The organism is Peribacillus phoenicis, from assembly GCF_047238085.1.
Taxonomy (GTDB): Bacteria; Bacillota; Bacilli; order Bacillales; family DSM-1321; genus Peribacillus.
In genome coordinates, this window is the sequence record NZ_JBDFMF010000001.1 from 5,190,001 (window position 1) to 5,212,239 (window position 22,239).

Genomic DNA, 22,239 nt, shown 5'->3' on the forward strand with positions numbered 1-22,239 from the left:
TTGGCTTAGAAGCAGCCACCATTTAAAGAGTGCGTAATAGCTCACTGGTCGAGTGACTCCGCGCCGAAAATGTACCGGGGCTAAACGTATCACCGAAGCTGTGGATTGACACCGTATGGTGTCGATGGTAGGAGAGCGTTCTAAGGGCGTTGAAGTCAGACCGGAAGGACTGGTGGAGCGCTTAGAAGTGAGAATGCCGGTATGAGTAGCGAAAGAAGGGTGAGAATCCCTTCCACCGAATGCCTAAGGTTTCCTGAGGAAGGCTCGTCCGCTCAGGGTTAGTCGGGACCTAAGCCGAGGCCGAAAGGCGTAGGCGATGGACAACAGGTTGATATTCCTGTACCACCTATACATCGTTTGAACGATGGGGGGACGCAGAAGGATAGGGTAAGCGCGCTGTTGGATATGCGCGTCCAAGCAGTTAGGCCGGAAACGAGGCAAATCCCGTTTCCATTAAGGCGGAGCTGTGATGGCGAGGGAAATATAGTACCGAAGTTCCTGATTCCACGCTGCCAAGAAAAGCCTCTAGTGAGATGTAAGGTGCCCGTACCGCAAACCGACACAGGTAGGCGAGGAGAGAATCCTAAGGTGTGCGAGAGAACTCTCGTTAAGGAACTCGGCAAAATGACCCCGTAACTTCGGGAGAAGGGGTGCTTTTTAGGGTGAATAGCCCAGAAAAGCCGCAGTGAATAGGCCCAGGCGACTGTTTAGCAAAAACACAGGTCTCTGCGAAGCCGCAAGGCGAAGTATAGGGGCTGACACCTGCCCGGTGCTGGAAGGTTAAGGGGAGAGGTTAGCGCAAGCGAAGCTTTGAACCGAAGCCCCAGTAAACGGCGGCCGTAACTATAACGGTCCTAAGGTAGCGAAATTCCTTGTCGGGTAAGTTCCGACCCGCACGAAAGGTGTAACGATCTGGGCACTGTCTCAACGAGAGACTCGGTGAAATTATAGTACCTGTGAAGATGCAGGTTACCCGCGACAGGACGGAAAGACCCCGTGGAGCTTTACTGCAGCCTGATATTGAATTTTGGTACAGCTTGTACAGGATAGGTAGGAGCCTGAGAAGCCGGAGCGCCAGCTTCGGTGGAGGCGTTGGTGGGATACTACCCTGGCTGTATTGAAATTCTAACCCGCGCCCCTTATCGGGGTGGGAGACAGTGTCAGGTGGGCAGTTTGACTGGGGCGGTCGCCTCCTAAAGAGTAACGGAGGCGCCCAAAGGTTCCCTCAGAATGGTTGGAAATCATTCGTAGAGTGTAAAGGCACAAGGGAGCTTGACTGCGAGACCTACAAGTCGAGCAGGGACGAAAGTCGGGCTTAGTGATCCGGTGGTTCCGCATGGAAGGGCCATCGCTCAACGGATAAAAGCTACCCCGGGGATAACAGGCTTATCTCCCCCAAGAGTCCACATCGACGGGGAGGTTTGGCACCTCGATGTCGGCTCATCGCATCCTGGGGCTGTAGTCGGTCCCAAGGGTTGGGCTGTTCGCCCATTAAAGCGGTACGCGAGCTGGGTTCAGAACGTCGTGAGACAGTTCGGTCCCTATCCGTCGCGGGCGCAGGAAATTTGAGAGGAGCTGTCCTTAGTACGAGAGGACCGGGATGGACGCACCGCTGGTGTACCAGTTGTCTTGCCAAAGGCATAGCTGGGTAGCTACGTGCGGACGGGATAAGTGCTGAAAGCATCTAAGCATGAAGCCCCCCTCAAGATGAGATTTCCCATGGCGCAAGCTAGTAAGATCCCTGAAAGATGATCAGGTTGATAGGTCAGAGGTGGAAGCGTGGCGACATGTGGAGCTGACTGATACTAATAGATCGAGGACTTAACCAACGCTTTTAAAAAAATGAAATACCTTCTTATTATCTAGTTTTGAAGGAACAACGTTCCTCATATGTTTGGTGGCGATAGCGAAGAGGTCACACCCGTTCCCATTCCGAACACGGCAGTTAAGCTCTTCAGCGCCGATGGTAGTTGGGGGTTTCCCCCTGTGAGAGTAGGACGCCGCCAAGCCATTTCAAAAGATCAGCCATCCGGCTGGTCTTTTTTTGCATAATGCTAAGAAAAATCATTGGATATGAAGGGATTATCGATTATGGAAACTTTTATAAAGACATACACGTAATGAAATTCTTCATCATACATTGTTAAAAGCATCCCCGGTTCTCTTAAACTATTTAAATTAATGTATGCGAACAATGGTTTTTGGGGAGAATGCAGGTATGGAGGTGGAGATGTTGGGGACAACAACAACCAAAACAACGGCAGGGGAAACATGCGCGGTTTGTGAAGAAATAAAAGGTATGGGTATACATCTATATACGACTTTTATTTGCGAGGAATGCGAAAGGGATATGATCGGGACGGATACGAACGACCCCAAATACCAATATTACTTAAAGAAATTAAGAAAAATCACTAATCCTGAAATATTATCATGAAAAAATAGTTTGTGGAAAGTTAAAGAATCAGAGAAAAAAGAAATGGTGTGTTTCTTTAGTCTCTGATTCTTTTTTTGGTACTTTAGAAGAATGCTTGCCAACACGCTTCAAGCTGCAACCAGACTGTTTGGGGATACATAATCGCCTTCCTATTGTCGCAATATGAGATAAAATTGAACTTATTTGATAAAATGAAAAAATACTAAGACGTGAGGGAAGAGAAAAATGAATCAATCTCAGACACCGTTGTTCGATGCAATGAGTGCATTTCATAAAAAAAGCCCAATATCCCTGCATGTCCCAGGACATAAAAATGGATGGGTGTTTAGTAAAAAGGGCCAAGCTTTATATAACCCCCTGCTTGGTATTGATGCCACGGAGTTAAGCGGTTTAGATGACCTGCATGCTCCAGAGGGCGCCATTTTAAAGTCCGAGCAACTACTCGCTGATCTATATGGGGTAAAGCGGAGTTATTTTCTCGTTAATGGGTCAACCGTAGGCAACATTGCCATGATTCTTGCTACCTGCCGGGAAGGCGATAAGGTCCTTGTCCAAAGAAACTGCCATAAATCAATTTTACACGGATTGATGTTAGCGAATGTACAACCGATCTTTTTACAACCGGCTTATTATGAGAAATGGGGCATTGCTGGCGGTGTAAGATCAAAATTAATTGAAGAAGCCTTGAGTGTACATCCAGATGTAAAAGCCATCATTGTTACCTATCCTAATTATTATGGTCTTGGTGAAGACTTGACGGAAATGGTAAGACTCGCACATCAAAAGGGGATTCCGGTTCTGGTGGACGAGGCACATGGCGCTCATTTTCAGTTAGGAAGTCCGTTTCCAAAGCCGGCCATTTTGGCAGGGGCAGATGCCGTTGTCCAGTCTGCGCATAAAACACTGCCGGCCATGACAATGGGGTCATTTCTTCATGTGAATTCATCCTTAGTTGATGTCGATCAAGTATCATTCTATTTACAAATGCTTCAGTCGAGCAGTCCATCTTACCCGATTATGGGATCGCTCGACTTGGCCAGGGCCTACTTAGCCGCTTTTACATCAGAAGATAAAAGTTCCCTTATTGAAAAGATATTAGATTTCAGAGGCGAATTAGGTGACCTGGAAACAGTAAGGGTGCTGGAGGCGCCACTAGGCATCGCGGCAGACCCGTTGAAAGTAGTCATTCAATCAACAAATGGTTTAAGCGGGTTTGAATTACAGCAGCTATGTGAAGCCGAAGGCATTTTTACGGAATTGGCTGATCGTGATAATTTATTACTGATTTTACCCTTATTAAAAATGGGTGCCGAATTTCCTTTTCATGAAATCGTTCAAACTATAAAAAGTGCCACTGAAGGCAGAATTGGATTAAAGGAAGCGAATCTTGGGGAAAGCTTGCCTGAACGAAGGTCAATGACAGGACTTGAAATGCCATACTCCGTCATGAAGCATAGTAAATCAAAACCTGTCGCATTACACAAAGCAGTGGGTGAGGTATCTGCCGAGATGGTCATTCCTTATCCACCGGGCATCCCTTTGATTATGTCCGGGGAAATGATTACTCCTGAACATATATCCATTTTGAGAAGCCTGCTAGAACTGGGATCAAGGTTTCATGGCGGTTCCTCCCTTTCAAACGGAGAATTGATCGTTTATGAAAGCGGGCAGACTGGTTAAAATGTTATACTACAAACAAAGAACCTTGGAGGTACATCGATGAAACGTGGTATTTTTATAACAATGGAAGGGCCTGAGGGTGCCGGGAAAACAACAATTGCCCAAATGCTTGGCAAGGCTCTGCAACAAGAAGGCTACCAAGTACTATTAACGCGTGAGCCAGGTGGAGTTCCCATTTCGGAGCAAATTAGGGAAGTGATCCTTAATAAAGATAATACAGCCATGGACCCGAGAACAGAGGCTTTATTATACGCAGCAGCAAGGCGTCAGCATTTAGTGGAAGTGGTCATGCCGGAGTTGGAACGAGGGGGAATTGTCCTCTGTGACCGGTTTATAGACAGCTCGTTAGCCTATCAGGGCCATGCAAGGGGTTTGGATATAGAAGAAGTTTACAATATCAATAAATTCGCAATAGGAGATATGATGCCAGATGCCACGCTCTTTTTTGATATCGACCCAGAAGAGGGATTAAGACGTATCCAGTCCAATGGGGAAAGGGAAGTGAACCGGCTGGATCTTGAAGCCCTCGACTTCCATAAAAAAGTTTGTGAGGGGTATCAGTTCATTATAAATAGATGGAAAGACCGTTTCATCATCGTGGATGCAGGCCGGACAATAGATGAAGTACTTGAAGAAACGAAAGCCAGCTTGTTGGATTTTTTAGCGAAAGCGGGAAACTGAATATATAGGTTTCCATATTATTCAACCAATACTATTCCAGGCAAGGACTAGTTGATATAATGGAGTTAGTAAAAATTCAGAGTAACCGGAGGATGATGAAAATGAAAATGATCATTGCTGTCGTACAAGACAAGGATAGTCATCGCCTGCTGAATCAATTAGTGGAAAATAATTTCGGAACGACCAAGCTAGCCAGCACTGGCGGGTTTTTAAAATCAGGTAATACGACTTTCATGATTGGCACAGAGGATGAACGTGTTGACCAAGCCATTCAGATAATCAAACAGAATTGTCAGTCACGATCCCAATTAGTATCACCGGTTTCACCGATGGGCGGGAATGCCGAGTCCTATGTACCTTACCCAGTGGAGATTCAAGTAGGCGGAGCGACCATTTTTGTTCTGCCGGTTGAAAACTTTTTACAATTTTAACGGTTAGTTTCAGGGAGGTTCATTATGAAAATCAACCATGATATCCCTATTAAGCTGGATAAATCGCGTCAGGATGCCAAACAGTTTCAAACTGGAAATGGAAGATTTCAACAAATGGTCCAGACACAGGATCAAAAGATGCAAGTCCAAACATTAAACCGTTTGATAGGCGATATTGAAGGGGCGGGTCAGCGTTTAGTAAGGTCACGTACTTTTAGGGAATTGGCAAAATATAAAGCATTGGTGAAACGGTTTGTTAAAGAAGCGGTTGAATATGGACTGGAACTGAAACAATCTACGAGCTGGAACGAATATGGACAAAGCCGGCCGTTGAAAACCGTGGAAACGATAGATGCAAGATTAGTTGAGTTAAGCGAGGAAATTCTTAATAAAGAGAAAAGTTCGCTTGAAATATTGGAAATGATTGGCGAGATTAAAGGTCTGCTGATTAATTTATATACTTAAGTGAGTTGATGGTTTTGGATAAAACATGGCAGGACATGAGTGAAATTCAGCCGCAGGTAATGACGATGCTGCAAAATAGCATAACGAAGAACAGGGTGGCACATGCGTATTTATTTGAAGGGGAAAAAGGGACAGGTAAGCAAGAGATAAGCAATGCCTTTGCCAAAAGCTTACTATGTGAAGCCCCGACAGCAGGTTATGAGCCATGCGAACTTTGTCGGAATTGCAAACGGATTTCAAGTGGGAATCATCCTGATGTCCATTTGATAGAAAGAGACGGTCTCTCAATAAAGAAAGAACAAATCAAGGGGCTGCAGGAAGAATTTTCGAAAAAAAGTGTAGAGGCAGATCGAAAGGTTTATATGATTGCCGATGCGGACAAAATGTCGGTGGGGGCAGCCAACAGTCTATTGAAATTTTTAGAAGAACCTTCGGCTGATACTGTAGCAATATTGATGACCGAACAGCTTCAGAGGATTCTACCGACTATATTATCTAGGTGCCAAGTAATTTCATTCAAACCATTATCTCCGGAGAATGTGAGACGGAAGCTGATAGAACAGGAGTTAGAACCACAGCTGGCTTCGGTCATCGCACACATAACACAGAATGTGGAAGCTGGAATTGAGCTTAGCCATGATGAATGGTTTGTACAAGCTCAAAAAATAGTGGTAAAATTATATGAAGTGTTAAAACTCAATTCCTTGAAGGCATTGCTGTACCTTCAGACGGATTGGTCCACACACTTTAAAGAAAGAGAACAGGTTGACAGAGGTCTTGATTTGTTACTTCTTATATATAAGGATTTATTATACATTCAGTTGGACAAAAAGGACTTCGTTGTATTCCAAAATAAACTGAAGGAATTTGAAACTCACGCTCTTCATCTTTCCCCAAGACGCCTTGCTGAACATATGGGTTGCATTTTGGAAGCAAAAAGGAAGCTGATGTCCAACACGAATCCACAGCTGTTGATGGAACAGCTTGTGCTGAATTTGCAGGAGGGATCATGATTTGTATGATGTTGTAGGTGTCCGTTTTAAAAAGGCGGGCAAAATATACTACTTCGATCCGGGTGAATTCACTATTCCTAAGGACGATTTTGTAATAGTGGAGACTGTCCGCGGTGTTGAATTCGGTAAAGTCGTTACAGCCCGTAAACAAGTAGATGAAAACGATGTTGTCCTGCCATTGAAAAAAGTACTTCGGGTCGCTGATGCAAAAGATAAGCTGATTGTAGACGAGAACAAGGCGGCTGCAGAAGAGGCTTACTCTATATGTTGTCAAAAGGTTGTGGAGCATAAGCTGGATATGAAGCTGGTTGATGTGTCATATACTTTCGACAGAAATAAAGTCGTGTTTTATTTTACAGCGGATGGTCGCGTGGATTTCCGTGATTTAGTCAAAGATTTAGCTGCCATATTCAGAACTCGCATAGAACTGCGCCAAATTGGGGTTAGGGATGAGGCAAAGATGCTTGGTGGCATCGGACCTTGTGGCAGAATGCTTTGTTGCTCCACATTTCTTGGGGATTTTGAACCGGTTTCCATCAAAATGGCGAAGGATCAGAATTTATCATTAAACCCTACAAAAATCTCAGGTTTATGCGGTCGATTGATGTGCTGTCTGAAATATGAAAATGATGAGTATGAAAGTGCGAAGGAAATGCTTCCTGATTTAGGTGAAATGATTAATACGCCTGGTGGCAAAGGCAAGGTAGTGGGGCTTAATATTCTAGAACGCGTACTTCAGATTGAACTAATCGAGCAAGAAAGAGTATTAGAGTATACTCTAGATGAGATTCTAAAAGAGGGAGCCGTTTCTATTCAAGCCACAGATTATTAAGGTGGTGGGAGAGCGTGGATAAGAAAGATATTTTTGAGTCGGTGACCAATATGGAAACCCAGATAGGCCAATTATATAAGCAGCTTGGAGAATTGAAGCAGAACTTAGCTGAAATCCTTGAGGAAAATCAGTCGCTCAAGCTGGAGAACGAGCATTTGCGCCATCGGTTGGGCCTTGTGGAAGTCGAAACTGCTCCTGCTGCAGTAAAGGTCAAACAAAAAGTGAAAAACCGTACTGCAAGTGCGGACAAGGTTATGGATATCGGGGAAGGCTATGATAATTTAGCCCGTATCTATCAAGAAGGCTTTCACATTTGCAATCTGCATTTTGGCAGTTTAAGAAAAGAAGGAGATTGCCTGTTCTGTTTATCTTTTTTAAACAAGAAGTGATAATGGAATAATATAAAAGATGTTCCATCTCTTTTACGTGATAGATAGACCGTTTACAATATATAGTGATTCGGGGTCTGACGCATACTATGAGTCAGGCCCCTTTTTGTACGATAGTAATGTCGAAGCATGGACCCTGAACATGCTTTTTTCCATACATGATTAGGAGGGTAACAGCAATGGTAGAACTTAAAGGAGATGAGCGCCTGGATTATCTATTGGCTGAGAAATTAAGGATCATCCAGAGCCCGTCGGTGTTCTCTTTTTCATTAGATGCCGTTTTATTATCAAGGTTCGTAAATGTCCCGATCCAAAAAGGAAAAATCGTAGATCTTTGCTCAGGGAATGGGGTCATACCTTTGCTGCTGAGTACAAGAACGAAAGGGAAAATTACCGGTGTTGAAATTCAAGAGCGTTTATATGATATGGCCCAGAGGAGCATGGACTATAATGGCGTATCCTCCCAGATCGAGATGATTCATGGGGATATAAAGGAAATTCCTAAACAGATAGGGTATAGCAAATATGATGTCGTTACTTGCAATCCACCCTATTTCCCAACGCCATCCATCGAGGAAATTAACAAAAATGAACATTTTGCAATTGCCCGACATGAACTAATGTGTAATCTTGAGGACGTCATGCGTGTCTCAAGTCAGTTGCTGCGTCAAGGTGGGAAAGCGGCATTCGTTCATAGACCGGGCCGCCTGATGGATATCCTCCATTTCATGAGGATGTACAGAATAGAACCGAAGCGACTGCAATTCGTTTATCCAAAGAGTTCAAAAGAAGCGAATACGATTCTTATTGAAGGGATAAAGGACGGCAACCCTGATTTGAAGATTCTTCCTCCGCTTGTTGTCTATAATGATCAGAATGAGTATAATCCGGAAATCAGAAGGATTTTATATGGAGAGGAATAAGCATTATTTTTATGTTTTAAAATGCAGGGACGGAAGCTATTATGCCGGGTATACAAATAATTTGGACCGTAGGATTGATGCTCATAATCAAGGCAGGGGTGCAAAGTATACACGAGGCCGGACCCCGGTTGAACTGATTTATCATGAAATATTCGAAACACAGACATTGGCCATGCAGGCTGAATATAAATTCAAGCAATTAACAAGAAAACAAAAGCAAAAGTGGATGGCAAAGGAGGATACATGATATGTGGCAGCAAAAGAGTTTTGAAAAAGAAGGATTGGAGCCAGCTCTGTATCTGGTTCCTACACCGATAGGAAATCTTGAGGATATGAGTTTCCGGGCTTTAAGAATCTTGAAGGAAGCGGATGTCATTGCTGCTGAGGACACGCGAAATACGAAGAAATTATGCAACTACTTTGAAATTTCGACACCTATCGTCAGTTACCATGAACATAATAAGGAATATAGCGGGAAGCAGATGCTTGAGAGGCTTCGATCTGGAGAGGTCATTGCATTGGTAAGTGATGCGGGCTTGCCGACGATATCCGATCCGGGGTATGAACTGGTCAAAGAAGCCATTGCCGAACAGTTTAAAGTCATCCCGTTGCCTGGGGCAAATGCTGCATTAACTGCATTGATCGCATCTGGACTGACTCCGCAGCCTTTTTACTTTTATGGCTTTTTACAACGGGGAGCAAAAGAAAAAAAGAAGGAGCTGGAAAAATTAAAAAAAATGGAGTCGACTTGGATCGTTTATGAGTCGCCACATCGCTTGAAAGAAACATTGAAACATATGCATGAAATTTTAGGTGACCGTCGTATAGTATTATGCCGTGAATTGACCAAGAAGTTTGAAGAGTTCATCCGAGGGACTGTGAGTGAAGCATTGACGTGGGCGATGGAATCCGAAATTCGCGGAGAGTTCTGTTTAATAATAGAAGGAGGGCAATGGTCGGAGGAGGAACCTGAAGAAGCTTGGTGGATGGCCCTTGACATCGTCGGTCATGTTAATCATTATATGGAAACCAAGCAGTTCACTTCAAAGGACGCAATCAAGCAGGTCGCAAAAGATCGCAATATGCAAAAACGGGATGTATATCAAGCATATCATATTGATATACAAGAATAATAAACATAAAAAAACTTCCGAAGACCGGAAGTTTTTTTATATCATTTATTTAGAAGCAGTGAAGTTTTGTTGAATTTCTTGAATAAGTAATTCTGCACCTTCACGACTAAGGATCAATTTACCATTAGCAAGTGTAAGGTTGTTATCGGAAACTTCACCTGTAACTTGGCAAGTCATGTTTGGTTTGTATTTTTTTAAGATGATGCGCTCATCATCAACATAGATTTCAAGAGCGTCTTTCTCAGCGATACCCAATGTACGACGAAGTTCGATTGGAATAACCACCCGGCCTAACTCATCAACTTTACGAACAATACCTGTAGATTTCATTTTTATAATTTCTCCTCTCAGTTACAATCTAGTACCCTATTTCTATTTTTTTCGCCATTATTCGACAAATTTTTTTATAAATTTATAATACCAGCCATTCCCAAATTCGTCAATGATTTATTTTCATTTTTTTGTAAGAAATAGCATGGCCCATTTGTGTAACAAAAAGGCTTTTAAAGAGAAAAAATCGGTTATGCCTTTAAAAGTAAAGAAATAGCAAGGCTACAAAGAACCCCTCACTTCACCAGATTTCGACAAAGTGTGCATATAAAACATACTTCATTATTATATGATTAAATATAATTTAGTTTCAAAACAAAAGTTCTGAATTAAGGATAATTTTCTGAAAAAGTATGAATATGTGAGTTGTTGCACAAAAAAAGAAATTTAGGTATATTTTGTTGAGGTAAGAGGTAATGCTGTCATAAGGGAAGTTCACGTCCAGATCACTTATTTTTAAATATAATTTTTTTAATTCTATTAACACATGATTAGATTAGTGATTATTGTCGCATATAGCGTTAAAATAGAGATAATAACTTAAATATATTCTTATGGCTTGGGTCAATCCTTTAGCCGGTTTTTCAAAAGATGAGGAGGGAACGTAGTGCAAGATAAATTAAAAACATTCTATATCACGACACCCATATATTATCCGAGTGGTAATTTACATATAGGGCACGCGTATACGACAGTTGCAGGGGATGCCATGGCTCGTTATAAAAGGATGCGTGGTTTCGATGTCATGTACTTAACAGGCACTGATGAACATGGTCAAAAAATCCAGCGTAAAGCGGCTGAGGAAGGAATCACTCCACAGCAATATGTAGATAATATCGTATCAGGGATTAAAGAGCTCTGGGAAAAGCTTGATATTTCATATGATGATTTCATAAGGACCACGGAAGATCGCCATAAAGAGGTTGTTGCCAAGATATTCAAAAGGCTATTGGACCAGGGTGATATATACTTGGACCAATATGAAGGGCTATATTGTACACCTTGCGAATCTTTCTTCACGGAACGTCAGGTGGAAGAAAGCAATGGAAACTGTCCTGATTGCGGCAGGCCTGTTGAGAAGGTGAAAGAGGAATCTTATTTCTTTAAGATGAGTAAATATGCGGATCGGTTACTGAAGTTTTATGAGGAGAACCCGGATTTCATTCAACCGGAATCCCGCAAAAATGAAATGATCAATAACTTCATCAAGCCTGGATTGGAAGATCTGGCCGTTTCACGTACTACTTTCGATTGGGGCATCAAGGTGCCGGGAGATCCAAAGCATGTTATTTATGTCTGGATAGATGCTTTGACCAATTATATAACGGCATTAGGGTACGGAACGGATAATGATTCTAAATACTTGAATTATTGGCCGGCCGATGTACATCTGGTCGGAAAGGAAATCGTGCGTTTCCATACGATCTATTGGCCGATCATGTTAATGGCACTTGATGTGCCGCTTCCAAAGAAAGTCTTTGCCCACGGATGGCTTCTCATGAAAGATGGTAAAATGTCCAAATCAAAAGGGAATGTAGTGGATCCCGTTACATTGATTGATCGTTACGGTTTGGATTCTTTACGCTATTATTTATTGCGTGAAGTTCCATTTGGTTCTGATGGAGTATTTACACCGGAAGGGTTTGTTGAACGGATTAATTTTGACCTGGCAAATGATTTAGGGAATTTATTAAATCGAACAGTAGCAATGGTCAATAAGTATTTTGATGGTGTAATTCCAAATTACGATGGATCCAATGGTGAATTCGAAAAGGCTTTGCTTGAAATGAATCAAGATACGGTAGGCAAGTATGAGGAAGCAATGGAAAACATGGAATTTTCAGTTGCACTAACATCCATTTGGCAACTCGTGAGCAGAACTAACAAATTCATTGATGAAACCCAGCCATGGACTCTTGCTAAAGATGAATCAAGGAAAGCAGACCTTGCTAGTGTCATGGTTCATTTGGCGGAATCATTACGCAGGACAGCAATCCTTTTGAAACCGTTCTTGACGCAAACACCAGAAAAAATCTTTGCTCAGCTTAGCATCAAAGATGATGTGTTGAAATCCTGGGACAGTTTAGCGGAGTTCGGTCAAATTCCTGCTGAAACAAAAGTTTTGAAGGGAGACCCGATCTTCCCTCGTTTGGATATGGAAGAGGAAGTTTTATATATTAAAGAACAAATGCAGGGTGATGCACCTAAGGCCGAGGAAAAAGTGGAAGTGGCGATTCCCGAGGTTGATGAGATCACTATTGATGACTTTACAAAAGTGGAGCTGCGTGTTGCTCAGGTCATGGAAGTTGAACCAGTAAAGAAGGCGGATAAGCTTCTTAAACTTCAGCTTGATTTGGGCTATGAGAAACGGCAAGTCGTTTCAGGCATTGCACAGCATTATAAACCCGAAGATTTAGTGGGCAAAAAAGTGATATGCGTAACGAATTTGAAACCTGTTAAACTTCGTGGCGAGCTCTCGCAAGGAATGATTTTGGCGGGAAGCCAAGATGGTGTACTCTCAGTCGCTACAATAGATTCATCGATCCCAAATGGTTCAAAGGTGAAATAAACCGATGAAAACATAAAGGTGTTTCATATGAAACATTTTTATGTTTTTTTCTTTATGCTTTTGGAAAAAGTACTTTTATACAGGTTTTGTTTTTGGTATTGAATTTATTTGTTGAGCATATAAGGTCCTTTGTAATCTGTTTGTTACCTAAATGTGAAACATAAAACTTTCATTTTTTTATAAAATAGTGCTAGAAAGGAAGAAAAATAATGTTATTTGATACACATGTACATGTTAATGCGGAACAATTCAACGAGGATCTCGAAGACGTAATAGAAAGAGCTAAGGAAGCAGGAGTCAATAATATGGTAGTCGTTGGTTTTGACCGGCCTACTATTATAAGGGCAATGGAATTGATAGAAGCTTATGATTTCATGTATGCCGCAGTCGGCTGGCATCCTGTCGATGCTATAGATATGACAGAAGAGGACTTACAATGGATCGAGGAATTATCCAACCATCCAAAGGTTGTGGCCATTGGTGAGATGGGCCTGGATTATCATTGGGATAAATCACCGAAAGATGTTCAAATGGAGGTGTTCAGGAAGCAAATCCGATTGGCAAAAAAGGTGGGGCTGCCCATTATCATCCATAATCGGGAAGCGACCGCGGATATCGTGAACATACTCAAGGAAGAAGAGGCATCAATGGTTGGAGGCATCATGCATTGCTTTAGCGGAAGTGCGGAAACAGCTTTGGAATGCATCAATATGAATTTTTATATTTCATTGGGTGGCCCTGTGACCTTCAAGAATGCAAAAAAACCAAAGGAAGTGGCAGCGGTCGTACCTTTAGACCGTTTACTGATAGAGACCGATTGTCCATATTTGGCTCCCCATCCTTATAGAGGGAAGCGTAATGAACCTTCGTATGTGAAGCTTGTTGCTGAACAAATTGCAGAAATCAAACAACTTACAATAGAGGAAGTTTCCCAGGCGACAACAGAAAATGCCAAGAAATTATTCGGCATTAACTGACATTTTATTTTACAATATCTCCCGGGGTTCGCTAGCTAAAATCGCATTTTTTTAAAGTTTCTACAAATCTCGCTCCAACTATAGGCTTATTATGTCGAGAAGTCACCCTTTCCTTTTCAATATGGAATATGCATAATAGGTAGTAATTTCCTGTATGAGAAGTGAATGGGTTGACAGCTTGATAACTAAGTCTATATAATCACCGGGAGGAAGGAGGAGTTTTTCATTCTATTAAAAACTATGAAAAACCTTATTCCCAAACCTTTTGGGAAGAAGAGAATGGCAATTGCCATTTGCAGTGCTATTCTTGTTTCTACAGCATTGGGAATACTAATATATCAAGGTACAAAGGATACAGTAACAATCATGTTAGACGGAAAAAAAGAGGTAGTGCGTACACACGCAGCTACTGTAAATGATATGTTGGAAGATTTAGAGATTACCGTTCAAGCCGCAGACTATGTCCATCCATCAAGAGCCACGAAGGTTGATGATGATTTGGAGGTGGTTTGGAAGCCTGCACAAAAAATCGTCATGGTACAGGATGGTAAGACGGAGGAAGTCTGGTCCACTGCCGAAACGGTAGATGAACTTTTAAAAGATCAAGATCTTAGTGTGAAGGAACAGGATAAGATCACCCCTTCAAAAAATACGAAGCTGAAAGCGAATATGGAAGTTGCCATAGACAAAGCCTTTTCACTGAAATTAGTGGTAGGTGGAGACGAAAAGCAGGTATGGTCAACTTCGACTACTGTCGCTGACTTTTTAAAGCAACAAGGAGTAAAACTCAATGATTTGGATAGAGTTGAGCCAGAATTAACCGAAAAAGTTGAAGCTGAGAATACGGTAAACGTAGTTCGAATTGAAAAAGTCACCGATGTAGTGGAAGAACCAGTTGACTTTGCTGTCATAACAAAAAAAGATGACTCTTTATCAAAAGGGAAAGAGAAAATTGTCAAAGAAGGAAAAGACGGACTCATTTCCAAGAAATATGAAGTTGTTAAGGAAAATGGCAAAGAGGTCAAAAGAGAATTACTTTCAGAAAAAGTAGTTAATAAAAAGCAGGATAAAGTTGTAACGGTCGGAACTCGAACGACAGTTGCCCAGGCATCACGCGGAGTAACTAACGTTAGTTCTTCAAGTGGAAAAGAAATATACGTTTCATCAACAGCTTATACTGCCAGTTGTAAGGGCTGTTCCGGTGTCACTTCTACAGGTGTAGATCTTAAGAGTAATCCGGGTGCGAAGATCATTGCTGTCGATCCAAGCGTAATTCCTTTGGGGTCGAAAGTATATGTAGAGGGATACGGCTATGCTGTAGCTGCTGACAAAGGCGGAGCAATAAAGGGAAATAAGATTGATGTCTTCTTTTCCTCAAAAAATGATGCCTATCGTTGGGGCGTAAAGAGAGTAAAGGTTCGCGTATTGGACTAATAAGGTTTCTCTCGCAGGAGATGAATTCGTCTCCTGTTTTTTGCGTTTTATTTTCCACTTGTTGAAAAACCCTATGTAAAACTGTTTTAATAAGATAGACGTCTCACTATTCCATAAGATTTCAATTTATGTGTGTAAACTTTCATAAATGATCTTGACTGGATTCTCTATCCAGAAAAATTTTACGGGGGACCGGTTACGTTTATCCAAGAGCTAATCAAAGCGTTTGCGCTTTTCTGTATGGAGGAAACCATGAAGAAGATTAAAGAGATTATTGTTGTAGAAGGAAAAGATGATACGGTAGCGATAAAAAGGGCTGTTAATGCTGATACAATAGAAACCAACGGTTCTGCGGTGAATGAGTCCTGTATCGAGCAAGTGAGGCTTGCACAAAAGACGCGTGGAGCCATCATTTTCACAGACCCTGATTTTCCTGGTCAAAAAATCAGGAACATCATTTCAGAACAAGTAAAAGGCTGTAAACACGCCTTTTTAACGAAGGAGGAAGCCCTTCCTAAGTCAGGTAGAGGAATTGGTGTGGAACATGCTTCTCCTGAGGCGATTCGTAATGCTTTAAAGGATGCCCAGTTAATGGATGAAGAGGCTTCAGAAGAGATTTCACAGCAGGATTTAATAGATGCAGGTTTAATCGGGGGATCCGGTGCCAAGGAACGAAGGGAAAAACTTGGATCTATTTTAAAAATCGGGTTTACCAATGGTAAACAGTTATATAAGAGACTAAAAATGTTCCAAATATCAACTGATGCTTTTGAGAAAGCGATGGTACAGATAATTCAGGAGGAAAATAATGAATAAGGATATTGCAACCCCTGTCAGAACGAAAGAAATATTAAAGAAATACGGATTCTCCTTTAAAAAGAGCTTAGGACAAAACTTTTTAATCGATACGAATATCTTGAAACGTATTGTCGAACATGCCAATTTGACAGAGGAAAGCGGCGCCATCGAAATTGGGCCGGGAATCGGGGCATTGACGGAACAACTAGCGAAAAGCAGCAAAAAGGTTGCGGCCTTTGAGATTGATCAGCGTCTACTGCCCATCTTATCGGATACACTGTCTCCCTATAACAATGTAAACATCATTCACGGGGATGTTCTCAAGGCTGATGTCAAGAAGGTAATCGAGGAGGAATTCGCTGGCTTCTCGGACCTGATGGTTGTTGCAAATCTGCCATACTATGTCACGACGCCGATCATTTTAAAGCTATTGTCAGAGGACCTGCCCATTAGAGGCATCGTGTGCATGCTGCAAAAGGAAGTGGCTGATCGAATTGCCGCAAAACCTGGGACAAAGGAATATGGTTCTTTATCCATTGCGATTCAATACTATACCGAAGCCGAAACAGTGATGATCGTACCCAAAACGGTATTCATGCCTCAGCCTAATGTTGATTCAGCTGTAATTCGCCTTACCTTGCGCGATAAGCCAATCGTTGAGGTCCTGGATGAGGATTTCTTATTCACTGTGACCCGGGCGAGCTTTGCACAGCGCCGGAAAACGATTTTAAATAACTTAACCAGTCAGCTGCCGGATGGCAAGTCGAAAAAAGAACTCATACTTGCCGCTCTCGAAGCCGCAGAAGTTGATCCTTCCAGACGAGGAGAAACACTGAGCATCAAAGAATTTGGCCGCTTAAGTGATGCGTTATTGCCGAATTTCAAATAAAGATAATGAAGATAAAAGTCGGAATGGGGTCACTCCCAGCTTCCGGCTTTTTTTATTTTGATATCGGCATACCATGATGGGCGTACCCAAAAATGTAATCAATCCCAACCTTTCACCATTCAAGAATGGTTCGCATAACTTAAGAATGAAAATAAACTAGGGCGGGCTGAAAATAAGTCTTCTCATGGGGTGGGGCCATGAATATTCAAATAAACGATATTGTCGGTCGGGTTTCTTATAAATGCGACGTGTTGTTCCGGGTAATCGATATCCGTGATATTGACGGAAGGCGTGAAGCTATTCTTTATGGGGAAGATATCCGACTGATTGCAGATGCACCTTTTCAAGATTTAATGATCATTAATGATAATGAAAGAAATGATCGACAAAGAACGAATGAGATACTTCAAGAACAATCTTACCGCTTATTAACACAAGATCTAGAGCTGCAACAACAAAAAAATGGCTATCAAACGAGTAATGGCTATCGGTATAGCGGTGAATATTTTCAGATACCAGGGAGGGTCCTCCATGTTGATGGGGATGCATCTTACTTAAGGAAATGCATGGAGCTATATCAGAAATTCGGTATTCCGGTCAATGGCATCTATTGCAATGAAAAGGAAATGCCCCAAAGAATAGGGGGTTTGTTGGACCATTATCGGCCGGACATTCTTGTTGTCACCGGTCATGATGCCTATTCAAAATCAAAAGGACCGATGTCCGATATCAATGCCTACCGTCACTCAAAGGATTTTGTACAGACAGTTAGAGAAGCACGAAGGAAGGTTTCCCATTTAGACCAACTGATTATATTTGCCGGGGCTTGTCAATCGCATTTTGAATCATTAATCCAAGCGGGTGCAAATTTTGCAAGTTCACCCTCCCGTGTTAATATACATGCTCTTGATCCGGTATATATCGTCGGAAAGATAAGCTTTACACCTTTTTCCGATCATATTCATGTATGGGATGTCCTTCGGAATACATTAACGGGAGAGAAGGGTTTGGGGGGAATTGAGACTAAAGGGGTGTTACGAACCGGGTTGCCGTTCAAGCCATTTCAAGAAGAATGAACGAGCTGCATTTTGAAAGAATGCAGCTTGCTTTTGGTGGGGAAGAATTCGGATATCCTCACAAAAAAACGGGTTTTTTGTTTGGTAATGTCACTAAGTAATGATTTAACTACGAAAATTCGGTTTCATAATTAATGAAATAGTTCGTTTACATAATTTTTCATTTCCCAGGATATAATAAAATTGTTCGCGATTTTGCCGGATTTCAGATAAAAATATATTGACTACATTTTTAAGTGCTGATATAATTTATTATTTTGTTTGCGTATATTTGTAAATTGTGATATACTTAACTTAGTGAGGTGGACCGAAAATGCCAAAAACTCTAGCTGATATTAAAACTGCACTTGATTCAAACCTAGGTAAAAGATTGCTCTTAAAAGCAAACGGTGGAAGAAGAAAGACTGTAGAACGATTTGGAACTTTGGCGGAAACTTATCCGGCTGTTTTTGTAATTGAGCTCGACCAAGATGAAAATGCGTTTGAAAGAGTATCTTACAGCTATGCGGATGTTTTAACGGAAACCGTAGAACTAACATTTTTAAACAAACAACAAGAGATTTAACTTAGACGAGGCAGCGAACAACTATGTTTGCTGCTTTTTGTTTTGTATAAAATATCCTGTGAGTCCCAATAAAGGCTTATAAAGGATGTAATGAAATAGCGTATGATGCAAACACTAGGCATGTGACGGCATGTGAAAGGGGTTGCTTCGCTTGAGCAGGAAAAAAGGGATTATGTCAAATGGTCTTAAAGAGGAATTGGCTAAAGAACTTGGATTTTACGATGTTGTCCAGAAAGAAGGCTGGGGAGGAATCCGGGCGAGGGACGCAGGGAACATGGTAAAACTTGCTATCGAAAAAGCACAACGTCAATTGGTGAACAAGGAGTAAGATAAACACTTAATTGTATCATGCCGTCATGTTGAAAGTAGCCGGACTCTTTATGCAATGTATAGCTCTATTCATTTTTGCTTACATTGTAGTTAAGGAGTCTGGTTTTTTTATGTATCGGTAATTGCTATTTGGATATGTAGCAAGTCTTTTGGGATTCAGGAAGTGGCTGCTCTCCATGTGCCTACATGTGTCTATTCCCCTCTAAAGGCCAATCTTAGCTTCATTACATTGAAATTACGATGAAAAAACCTTTAGAATATAAACAAATATGATAGAATAGGACAAGAACTTTTAAGAACGTTAAAGTAGGTGGACATATTGAAGCTTATGGAAAAAGCCCCGGCTAAAATTAATTTGGCTTTGGATGTGCTTTTCAAACGGCCTGATGGGTATCATGAGGTGGAAATGATCATGACGACAGTCGACCTTGCCGATAGAATTGAACTAAAGGAAATAACGGGAAATCATATCCAAATTCTATCCCATAATCGATTTGTTCCGGATGATCATCGGAATTTAGCTTATCAAGCCGCATTTATTCTAAAGGAACGTTTTGGAATCAATAAAGGTGTTTCTATAACTATAGAGAAAAATATCCCTGTAGCCGCAGGGCTTGCTGGTGGAAGCAGTGATGCCGCAGCTACATTAAGAGGCTTAAATAGACTGTGGAAGCTAGGTCTTTCCATGGATGAACTTGCGGAAATAGGAGCTGAAATTGGCTCTGATGTTTCATTTTGTGTATACGGAGGTACGGCATTGGCCAGAGGGCGCGGGGAAAAAATCACGCATCTTCCTGCACCGCCAAAATGCTGGGTCATCTTGGCCAAACCGACGATCGGCGTTTCGACAGCTGATATATACAAAAGGCTCCAAACTTCAAAAATGGAGCATCCGGATGTACCTGGAATGATTACGGCTATTATGGAAAACAATTATCACGATGTATGCGAGGGGTTGGGCAATGTTCTGGAACAGGTGACATTGCAGTTATACCCAGAGGTTGCGAACATTAAAGATCAAATGAAGACATTTGGAGCAGATTCGGTCTCTGATGAGCGGAAGTGGTCCGACCGTTTTTGGTTTGGTGGAACATGATTCGCGCATGCAAAGAATTTATAATGGACTTCGCGGATTTTGTGATCAAGTCTATGCAGTCCGTTTACTGGGTGATCGAAACAATCTTGAATAGAAACGTACATTAGTGGTATAGTTGCTATATAATATTCGGAATTCACAAAGGGGGTGTCTCAATGAAATTTCGTCGCAGCGAGAGGCTAGTCGATATGACCAATTATTTATTAGAACATCCGGGGGAACTTGTTTCGCTGACTTATTTTGCTGAAAGGTATAGTTCGGCAAAATCCTCGATCAGTGAAGATTTGACGATCATCAAAGATACCTTTGAACAACGCGGGATAGGATCTTTGACAACCGTTCCAGGTGCGGCCGGTGGAGTGAAATATATTGTTTCCATCAAGGAAGAGGAAGCCAATGCCTTCATTGACGGATTATGCGATACGATCGCTAGTCCCGAAAGGCTGCTTCCTGGCGGTTATCTATATATGACAGACATATTAGGACATCCGCAAACCGTGAATAAGGTTGGAAGGATAATCGCTTCAATGTATGCCAAGAAAAATGTCTCAGTCATCATGACAATGGCAACCAAAGGGATATCATTAGCATACGCCGTGGCAAATTATTTGAATGTTCCAGTTGTCATTGTAAGAAGGAATAATAAAGTAACGGAAGGTTCTACAGTGAGCATCAATTATGTTTCTGGCTCTTCAAAGAGGATTCAGACTATGGTACTCTCTAAGAGAAGCTTGGTTGAGGGTTCGAATGTATTAATTGTAGACGATTTCATGAAGGCTGGGGGTACCATCAACGGTATGGTCAGTCTATTGGATGAATTCAAGGCAACAGTTGCCGGTATTGCGGTGCTGGTCGAATCCGAACATACGGAGGAGTGCCTTGTCGAGGACTATGTTTCATTAATCAAGTTGACACAGGTGGTCGAAAGAGACAAGAAAATCAATGTCAGCCGAGGCAATTATTTTACGAAAAAGGATTAGGGGGAATCATTTCATGAAAACGATACATACGGATGAAGCACCGGCAGCGATCGGACCATATTCACAAGGCGTGATCGTGGATAAGTTATTTTTCAGTTCAGGACAGATTCCACTTACTGCTTCTGGTGAGATGGTTACAGGGGATGTCAAGGAACAAACACACCAGGTCTTTAAGAATCTCCAAGCTGTATTGAAAGAAGCTGGGGCTTCATTGGAAACTGTCATTAAGGCTACAGTATTCATTAAAAGTATGGAAGATTTCGGTTCGATTAATGAAATATACGGAGAATATTTTTCTGCTCACAAACCTGCTCGCTCTTGTGTAGAGGTTGCTCGGCTTCCGAAAGATGCACTAGTGGAAATAGAAGTGGTAGCGCTCGTTAAATAAACGGGCGTTTTTTTATTTTTTTGAAGGCCATTCGTAATGGGTAATTTTCCTGTAATATATGGGTGATTTTTAAAGTTTTTAAAAACTAGGCTGAATTTTCTAAAAAAATTACAGATAATAGAAGGAGTTCACGTTTTTTTGTTGAATATGTACTTTAAGTTTTAACAACAACAAAAAGGGATGGTGAGCTTAAATGGAAGTAACTGACGTAAGATTACGCCGTGTGAATACGGATGGTCGTATGAGAGCTATCGCATCAATTACACTGGATAATGAATTTGTGGTTCATGATATTCGTGTGATCGACGGAAATAATGGTTTATTTGTAGCAATGCCAAGTAAACGAACTCCAGATGGAGAATTCCGGGATATCGCTCATCCAATCAATTCCTCGACACGCGGGAAAATTCAAGAAGCTGTCTTGACAGAATATCATCGATTGGGAGAACTTGAAACTGAATTAGAGGAAGCTGGAGCAGGTGCTTCTTAAAATAACTTTACTTTTAAACTTTAAATTTATAATTCGTGCATCTAGAGCCTACTTCATAAGTAGTGCTCTTTTTTATTATTCAAAAACGGATAAGTTTAGAACTTGTCCGCTTATCATGCAGACATTTACTTTAATGAATTGTTAAACCTACGTTGTTATCTTCAAAAGTTTAAGTACCCGTCCTTTTTAATTTTTAAACCTTTTTGTCCACCCAGATATTGAAATTCCTGTAAGTGAGATTTAAGGGATACCACTTACTCTAGCCATCTGGCTGAAGATGAAATGAATTGGTAACCTGATTTCGGAATGGGAGTTAACAAAGGGTGAAGTATG

23 protein-coding genes, 2 rRNA genes and 1 pseudogene (1 of these 26 only partly in view) are annotated in these 22,239 nt (G+C 41.5%); 25 read left to right on the forward strand and 1 reads right to left on the reverse strand.

Features of this window, described 5'->3' with window-relative positions:
* The 13 genes from ABC374_RS25715 to rsmI form a co-directional block, all read left to right on the forward strand.
* Positions 1 to 1,829: ribosomal RNA gene (locus ABC374_RS25715) — 23S ribosomal RNA — on the forward strand; it begins 1,104 nt to the left of the window's first position.
* A 64-nt stretch (positions 1,830 to 1,893) separates the two neighbouring features.
* Positions 1,894 to 2,009 (forward strand): 5S ribosomal RNA (gene rrf / locus ABC374_RS25720).
* 209 nt (positions 2,010 to 2,218) lie between these two features.
* Complete coding sequence (locus ABC374_RS25725; protein WP_101225890.1) at positions 2,219 to 2,437, forward strand: sigma factor G inhibitor Gin; 219 nt, start codon at positions 2,219 to 2,221, stop codon at positions 2,435 to 2,437.
* A 225-nt stretch (positions 2,438 to 2,662) separates the two neighbouring features.
* Positions 2,663 to 4,117: an aminotransferase class I/II-fold pyridoxal phosphate-dependent enzyme gene (locus ABC374_RS25730; protein ID WP_350300830.1), complete on the forward strand. Its 1,455-nt coding sequence runs from the start codon at positions 2,663 to 2,665 to the stop codon at positions 4,115 to 4,117.
* Between the two features lie 39 nt (positions 4,118 to 4,156).
* Entirely contained in the window at positions 4,157 to 4,798 is a 642-nt protein-coding gene (gene tmk / locus ABC374_RS25735) for a dTMP kinase (protein ID WP_350300831.1), read from the forward strand.
* Positions 4,799 to 4,899: 101 nt separating this feature from the next.
* Positions 4,900 to 5,229 (forward strand): cyclic-di-AMP receptor, encoded by a 330-nt coding sequence (locus tag ABC374_RS25740; RefSeq protein WP_034316369.1) that lies wholly within the window; start codon positions 4,900 to 4,902, stop codon positions 5,227 to 5,229.
* Positions 5,230 to 5,253: 24 nt separating this feature from the next.
* The gene (locus tag ABC374_RS25745; RefSeq protein ID WP_413020119.1) at positions 5,254 to 5,694 is read left to right on the forward strand and encodes a YaaR family protein; all 441 of its coding nucleotides are present in this window, start codon (positions 5,254 to 5,256) and stop codon (positions 5,692 to 5,694) included.
* Positions 5,695 to 5,708: 14 nt separating this feature from the next.
* Positions 5,709 to 6,707 carry a DNA polymerase III subunit delta' gene (holB, locus tag ABC374_RS25750; RefSeq protein ID WP_350300833.1) on the forward strand — a complete coding sequence of 333 codons (999 nt, stop codon included), beginning with the start codon at positions 5,709 to 5,711 and terminating at the stop codon, positions 6,705 to 6,707.
* Position 6,708: 1 nt separating this feature from the next.
* The gene (locus tag ABC374_RS25755; protein WP_241594416.1) at positions 6,709 to 7,539 is read left to right on the forward strand and encodes a PSP1 domain-containing protein; all 831 of its coding nucleotides are present in this window, start codon (positions 6,709 to 6,711) and stop codon (positions 7,537 to 7,539) included.
* Between the two features lie 50 nt (positions 7,540 to 7,589).
* The gene (gene yabA, locus ABC374_RS25760) at positions 7,590 to 7,928 is read left to right on the forward strand and encodes a DNA replication initiation control protein YabA (RefSeq protein WP_269467095.1); all 339 of its coding nucleotides are present in this window, start codon (positions 7,590 to 7,592) and stop codon (positions 7,926 to 7,928) included.
* A gap of 179 nt (positions 7,929 to 8,107) precedes the next feature.
* Positions 8,108 to 8,851: a tRNA1(Val) (adenine(37)-N6)-methyltransferase gene (locus ABC374_RS25765; RefSeq protein WP_350300834.1), complete on the forward strand. Its 744-nt coding sequence runs from the start codon at positions 8,108 to 8,110 to the stop codon at positions 8,849 to 8,851.
* On the forward strand, positions 8,838 to 9,098 hold the full coding sequence (locus ABC374_RS25770; protein ID WP_101225897.1) for a GIY-YIG nuclease family protein: 261 nt from the start codon (positions 8,838 to 8,840) through the stop codon (positions 9,096 to 9,098). Before ABC374_RS25765 ends, ABC374_RS25770 begins: the two co-directional genes overlap by 14 nt.
* Position 9,099: 1 nt before the next feature.
* Entirely contained in the window at positions 9,100 to 9,984 is an 885-nt protein-coding gene (rsmI, locus tag ABC374_RS25775) for a 16S rRNA (cytidine(1402)-2'-O)-methyltransferase (RefSeq protein WP_350300835.1), read from the forward strand.
* 45 nt (positions 9,985 to 10,029) lie between these two features.
* Here the strand turns inward: rsmI and abrB are convergent, their stop codons facing one another.
* The gene (abrB, locus tag ABC374_RS25780) at positions 10,030 to 10,314 is read right to left on the reverse strand and encodes a transition state genes transcriptional regulator AbrB (protein WP_048689982.1); all 285 of its coding nucleotides are present in this window, start codon (positions 10,312 to 10,314) and stop codon (positions 10,030 to 10,032) included.
* Between the two features lie 607 nt (positions 10,315 to 10,921).
* Here abrB and metG point away from each other — a divergent pair.
* The 12 genes and pseudogenes from metG (at position 10,922) to spoVG (ending at position 21,906) form a co-directional block, all read left to right on the forward strand.
* On the forward strand, positions 10,922 to 12,883 hold the full coding sequence (gene metG / locus ABC374_RS25785) for a methionine--tRNA ligase (RefSeq protein ID WP_402907317.1): 1,962 nt from the start codon (positions 10,922 to 10,924) through the stop codon (positions 12,881 to 12,883).
* A 209-nt stretch (positions 12,884 to 13,092) separates the two neighbouring features.
* Positions 13,093 to 13,860, forward strand: a complete 768-nt coding sequence (locus tag ABC374_RS25790; protein ID WP_350300837.1) for a TatD family hydrolase — start codon at positions 13,093 to 13,095, stop codon at positions 13,858 to 13,860.
* A 279-nt stretch (positions 13,861 to 14,139) separates the two neighbouring features.
* A complete protein-coding gene (locus ABC374_RS25795) occupies positions 14,140 to 15,294 on the forward strand; it encodes a ubiquitin-like domain-containing protein (RefSeq protein WP_350300838.1) in 1,155 nt (384 codons plus the stop codon).
* A 252-nt stretch (positions 15,295 to 15,546) separates the two neighbouring features.
* Positions 15,547 to 16,110, forward strand: coding sequence for a ribonuclease M5 (rnmV, locus tag ABC374_RS25800; RefSeq protein WP_137019647.1), 564 nt, complete (start codon positions 15,547 to 15,549; stop codon positions 16,108 to 16,110).
* Positions 16,103 to 16,981, forward strand: coding sequence for a 16S rRNA (adenine(1518)-N(6)/adenine(1519)-N(6))-dimethyltransferase RsmA (gene rsmA, locus ABC374_RS25805; RefSeq protein ID WP_350300839.1), 879 nt, complete (start codon positions 16,103 to 16,105; stop codon positions 16,979 to 16,981). Before rnmV ends, rsmA begins: the two co-directional genes overlap by 8 nt.
* A gap of 197 nt (positions 16,982 to 17,178) precedes the next feature.
* Entirely contained in the window at positions 17,179 to 18,057 is an 879-nt protein-coding gene (yabG, locus tag ABC374_RS25810) for a sporulation peptidase YabG (protein ID WP_413020120.1), read from the forward strand.
* A 313-nt stretch (positions 18,058 to 18,370) separates the two neighbouring features.
* On the forward strand, positions 18,371 to 18,622 hold the full coding sequence (gene veg / locus ABC374_RS25815; RefSeq protein WP_061440325.1) for a biofilm formation stimulator Veg: 252 nt from the start codon (positions 18,371 to 18,373) through the stop codon (positions 18,620 to 18,622).
* 151 nt (positions 18,623 to 18,773) lie between these two features.
* Positions 18,774 to 18,950, forward strand: a complete 177-nt coding sequence (locus ABC374_RS25820; protein ID WP_101225905.1) for a small, acid-soluble spore protein, alpha/beta type — start codon at positions 18,774 to 18,776, stop codon at positions 18,948 to 18,950.
* Between the two features lie 321 nt (positions 18,951 to 19,271).
* Positions 19,272 to 20,142: pseudogene (gene ispE / locus ABC374_RS25825) on the forward strand (4-(cytidine 5'-diphospho)-2-C-methyl-D-erythritol kinase).
* A 61-nt stretch (positions 20,143 to 20,203) separates the two neighbouring features.
* A complete protein-coding gene (gene purR, locus ABC374_RS25830) occupies positions 20,204 to 21,028 on the forward strand; it encodes a pur operon repressor (RefSeq protein WP_350300842.1) in 825 nt (274 codons plus the stop codon).
* A gap of 13 nt (positions 21,029 to 21,041) precedes the next feature.
* Positions 21,042 to 21,416 (forward strand): RidA family protein, encoded by a 375-nt coding sequence (locus ABC374_RS25835; RefSeq protein WP_350300843.1) that lies wholly within the window; start codon positions 21,042 to 21,044, stop codon positions 21,414 to 21,416.
* Positions 21,417 to 21,609: 193 nt separating this feature from the next.
* Positions 21,610 to 21,906: a septation regulator SpoVG gene (gene spoVG, locus ABC374_RS25840; protein WP_034316332.1), complete on the forward strand. Its 297-nt coding sequence runs from the start codon at positions 21,610 to 21,612 to the stop codon at positions 21,904 to 21,906.
* The last annotated feature ends 333 nt before the right edge of the window (positions 21,907 to 22,239 follow it).

Coding starts and splice junctions, on each gene's coding strand:
- veg (WP_061440325.1), top strand. CDS start 18,371: ATGCCAAAAACTCTAGCTGATATTAAAACTGCACTTGATTCAAACCTA.
- yabG (WP_413020120.1), top strand. CDS start 17,179: ATGAATATTCAAATAAACGATATTGTCGGTCGGGTTTCTTATAAATGC.
- ABC374_RS25835 (WP_350300843.1), top strand. CDS start 21,042: ATGAAAACGATACATACGGATGAAGCACCGGCAGCGATCGGACCATAT.
- rsmI (WP_350300835.1), top strand. CDS start 9,100: ATGTGGCAGCAAAAGAGTTTTGAAAAAGAAGGATTGGAGCCAGCTCTG.
- ABC374_RS25730 (WP_350300830.1), top strand. CDS start 2,663: ATGAATCAATCTCAGACACCGTTGTTCGATGCAATGAGTGCATTTCAT.
- yabA (WP_269467095.1), top strand. CDS start 7,590: ATGGAAACCCAGATAGGCCAATTATATAAGCAGCTTGGAGAATTGAAG.
- tmk (WP_350300831.1), top strand. CDS start 4,157: ATGAAACGTGGTATTTTTATAACAATGGAAGGGCCTGAGGGTGCCGGG.
- ABC374_RS25725 (WP_101225890.1), top strand. CDS start 2,219: ATGGAGGTGGAGATGTTGGGGACAACAACAACCAAAACAACGGCAGGG.
- ABC374_RS25765 (WP_350300834.1), top strand. CDS start 8,108: ATGGTAGAACTTAAAGGAGATGAGCGCCTGGATTATCTATTGGCTGAG.
- ABC374_RS25790 (WP_350300837.1), top strand. CDS start 13,093: ATGTTATTTGATACACATGTACATGTTAATGCGGAACAATTCAACGAG.
- abrB (WP_048689982.1), bottom strand. CDS start 10,314: ATGAAATCTACAGGTATTGTTCGTAAAGTTGATGAGTTAGGCCGGGTG.
- ABC374_RS25770 (WP_101225897.1), top strand. CDS start 8,838: ATGGAGAGGAATAAGCATTATTTTTATGTTTTAAAATGCAGGGACGGA.
- spoVG (WP_034316332.1), top strand. CDS start 21,610: ATGGAAGTAACTGACGTAAGATTACGCCGTGTGAATACGGATGGTCGT.
- rsmA (WP_350300839.1), top strand. CDS start 16,103: ATGAATAAGGATATTGCAACCCCTGTCAGAACGAAAGAAATATTAAAG.
- ABC374_RS25795 (WP_350300838.1), top strand. CDS start 14,140: ATGGCAATTGCCATTTGCAGTGCTATTCTTGTTTCTACAGCATTGGGA.
- ABC374_RS25740 (WP_034316369.1), top strand. CDS start 4,900: ATGAAAATGATCATTGCTGTCGTACAAGACAAGGATAGTCATCGCCTG.
- purR (WP_350300842.1), top strand. CDS start 20,204: ATGAAATTTCGTCGCAGCGAGAGGCTAGTCGATATGACCAATTATTTA.
- ABC374_RS25745 (WP_413020119.1), top strand. CDS start 5,254: ATGAAAATCAACCATGATATCCCTATTAAGCTGGATAAATCGCGTCAG.
- rnmV (WP_137019647.1), top strand. CDS start 15,547: ATGAAGAAGATTAAAGAGATTATTGTTGTAGAAGGAAAAGATGATACG.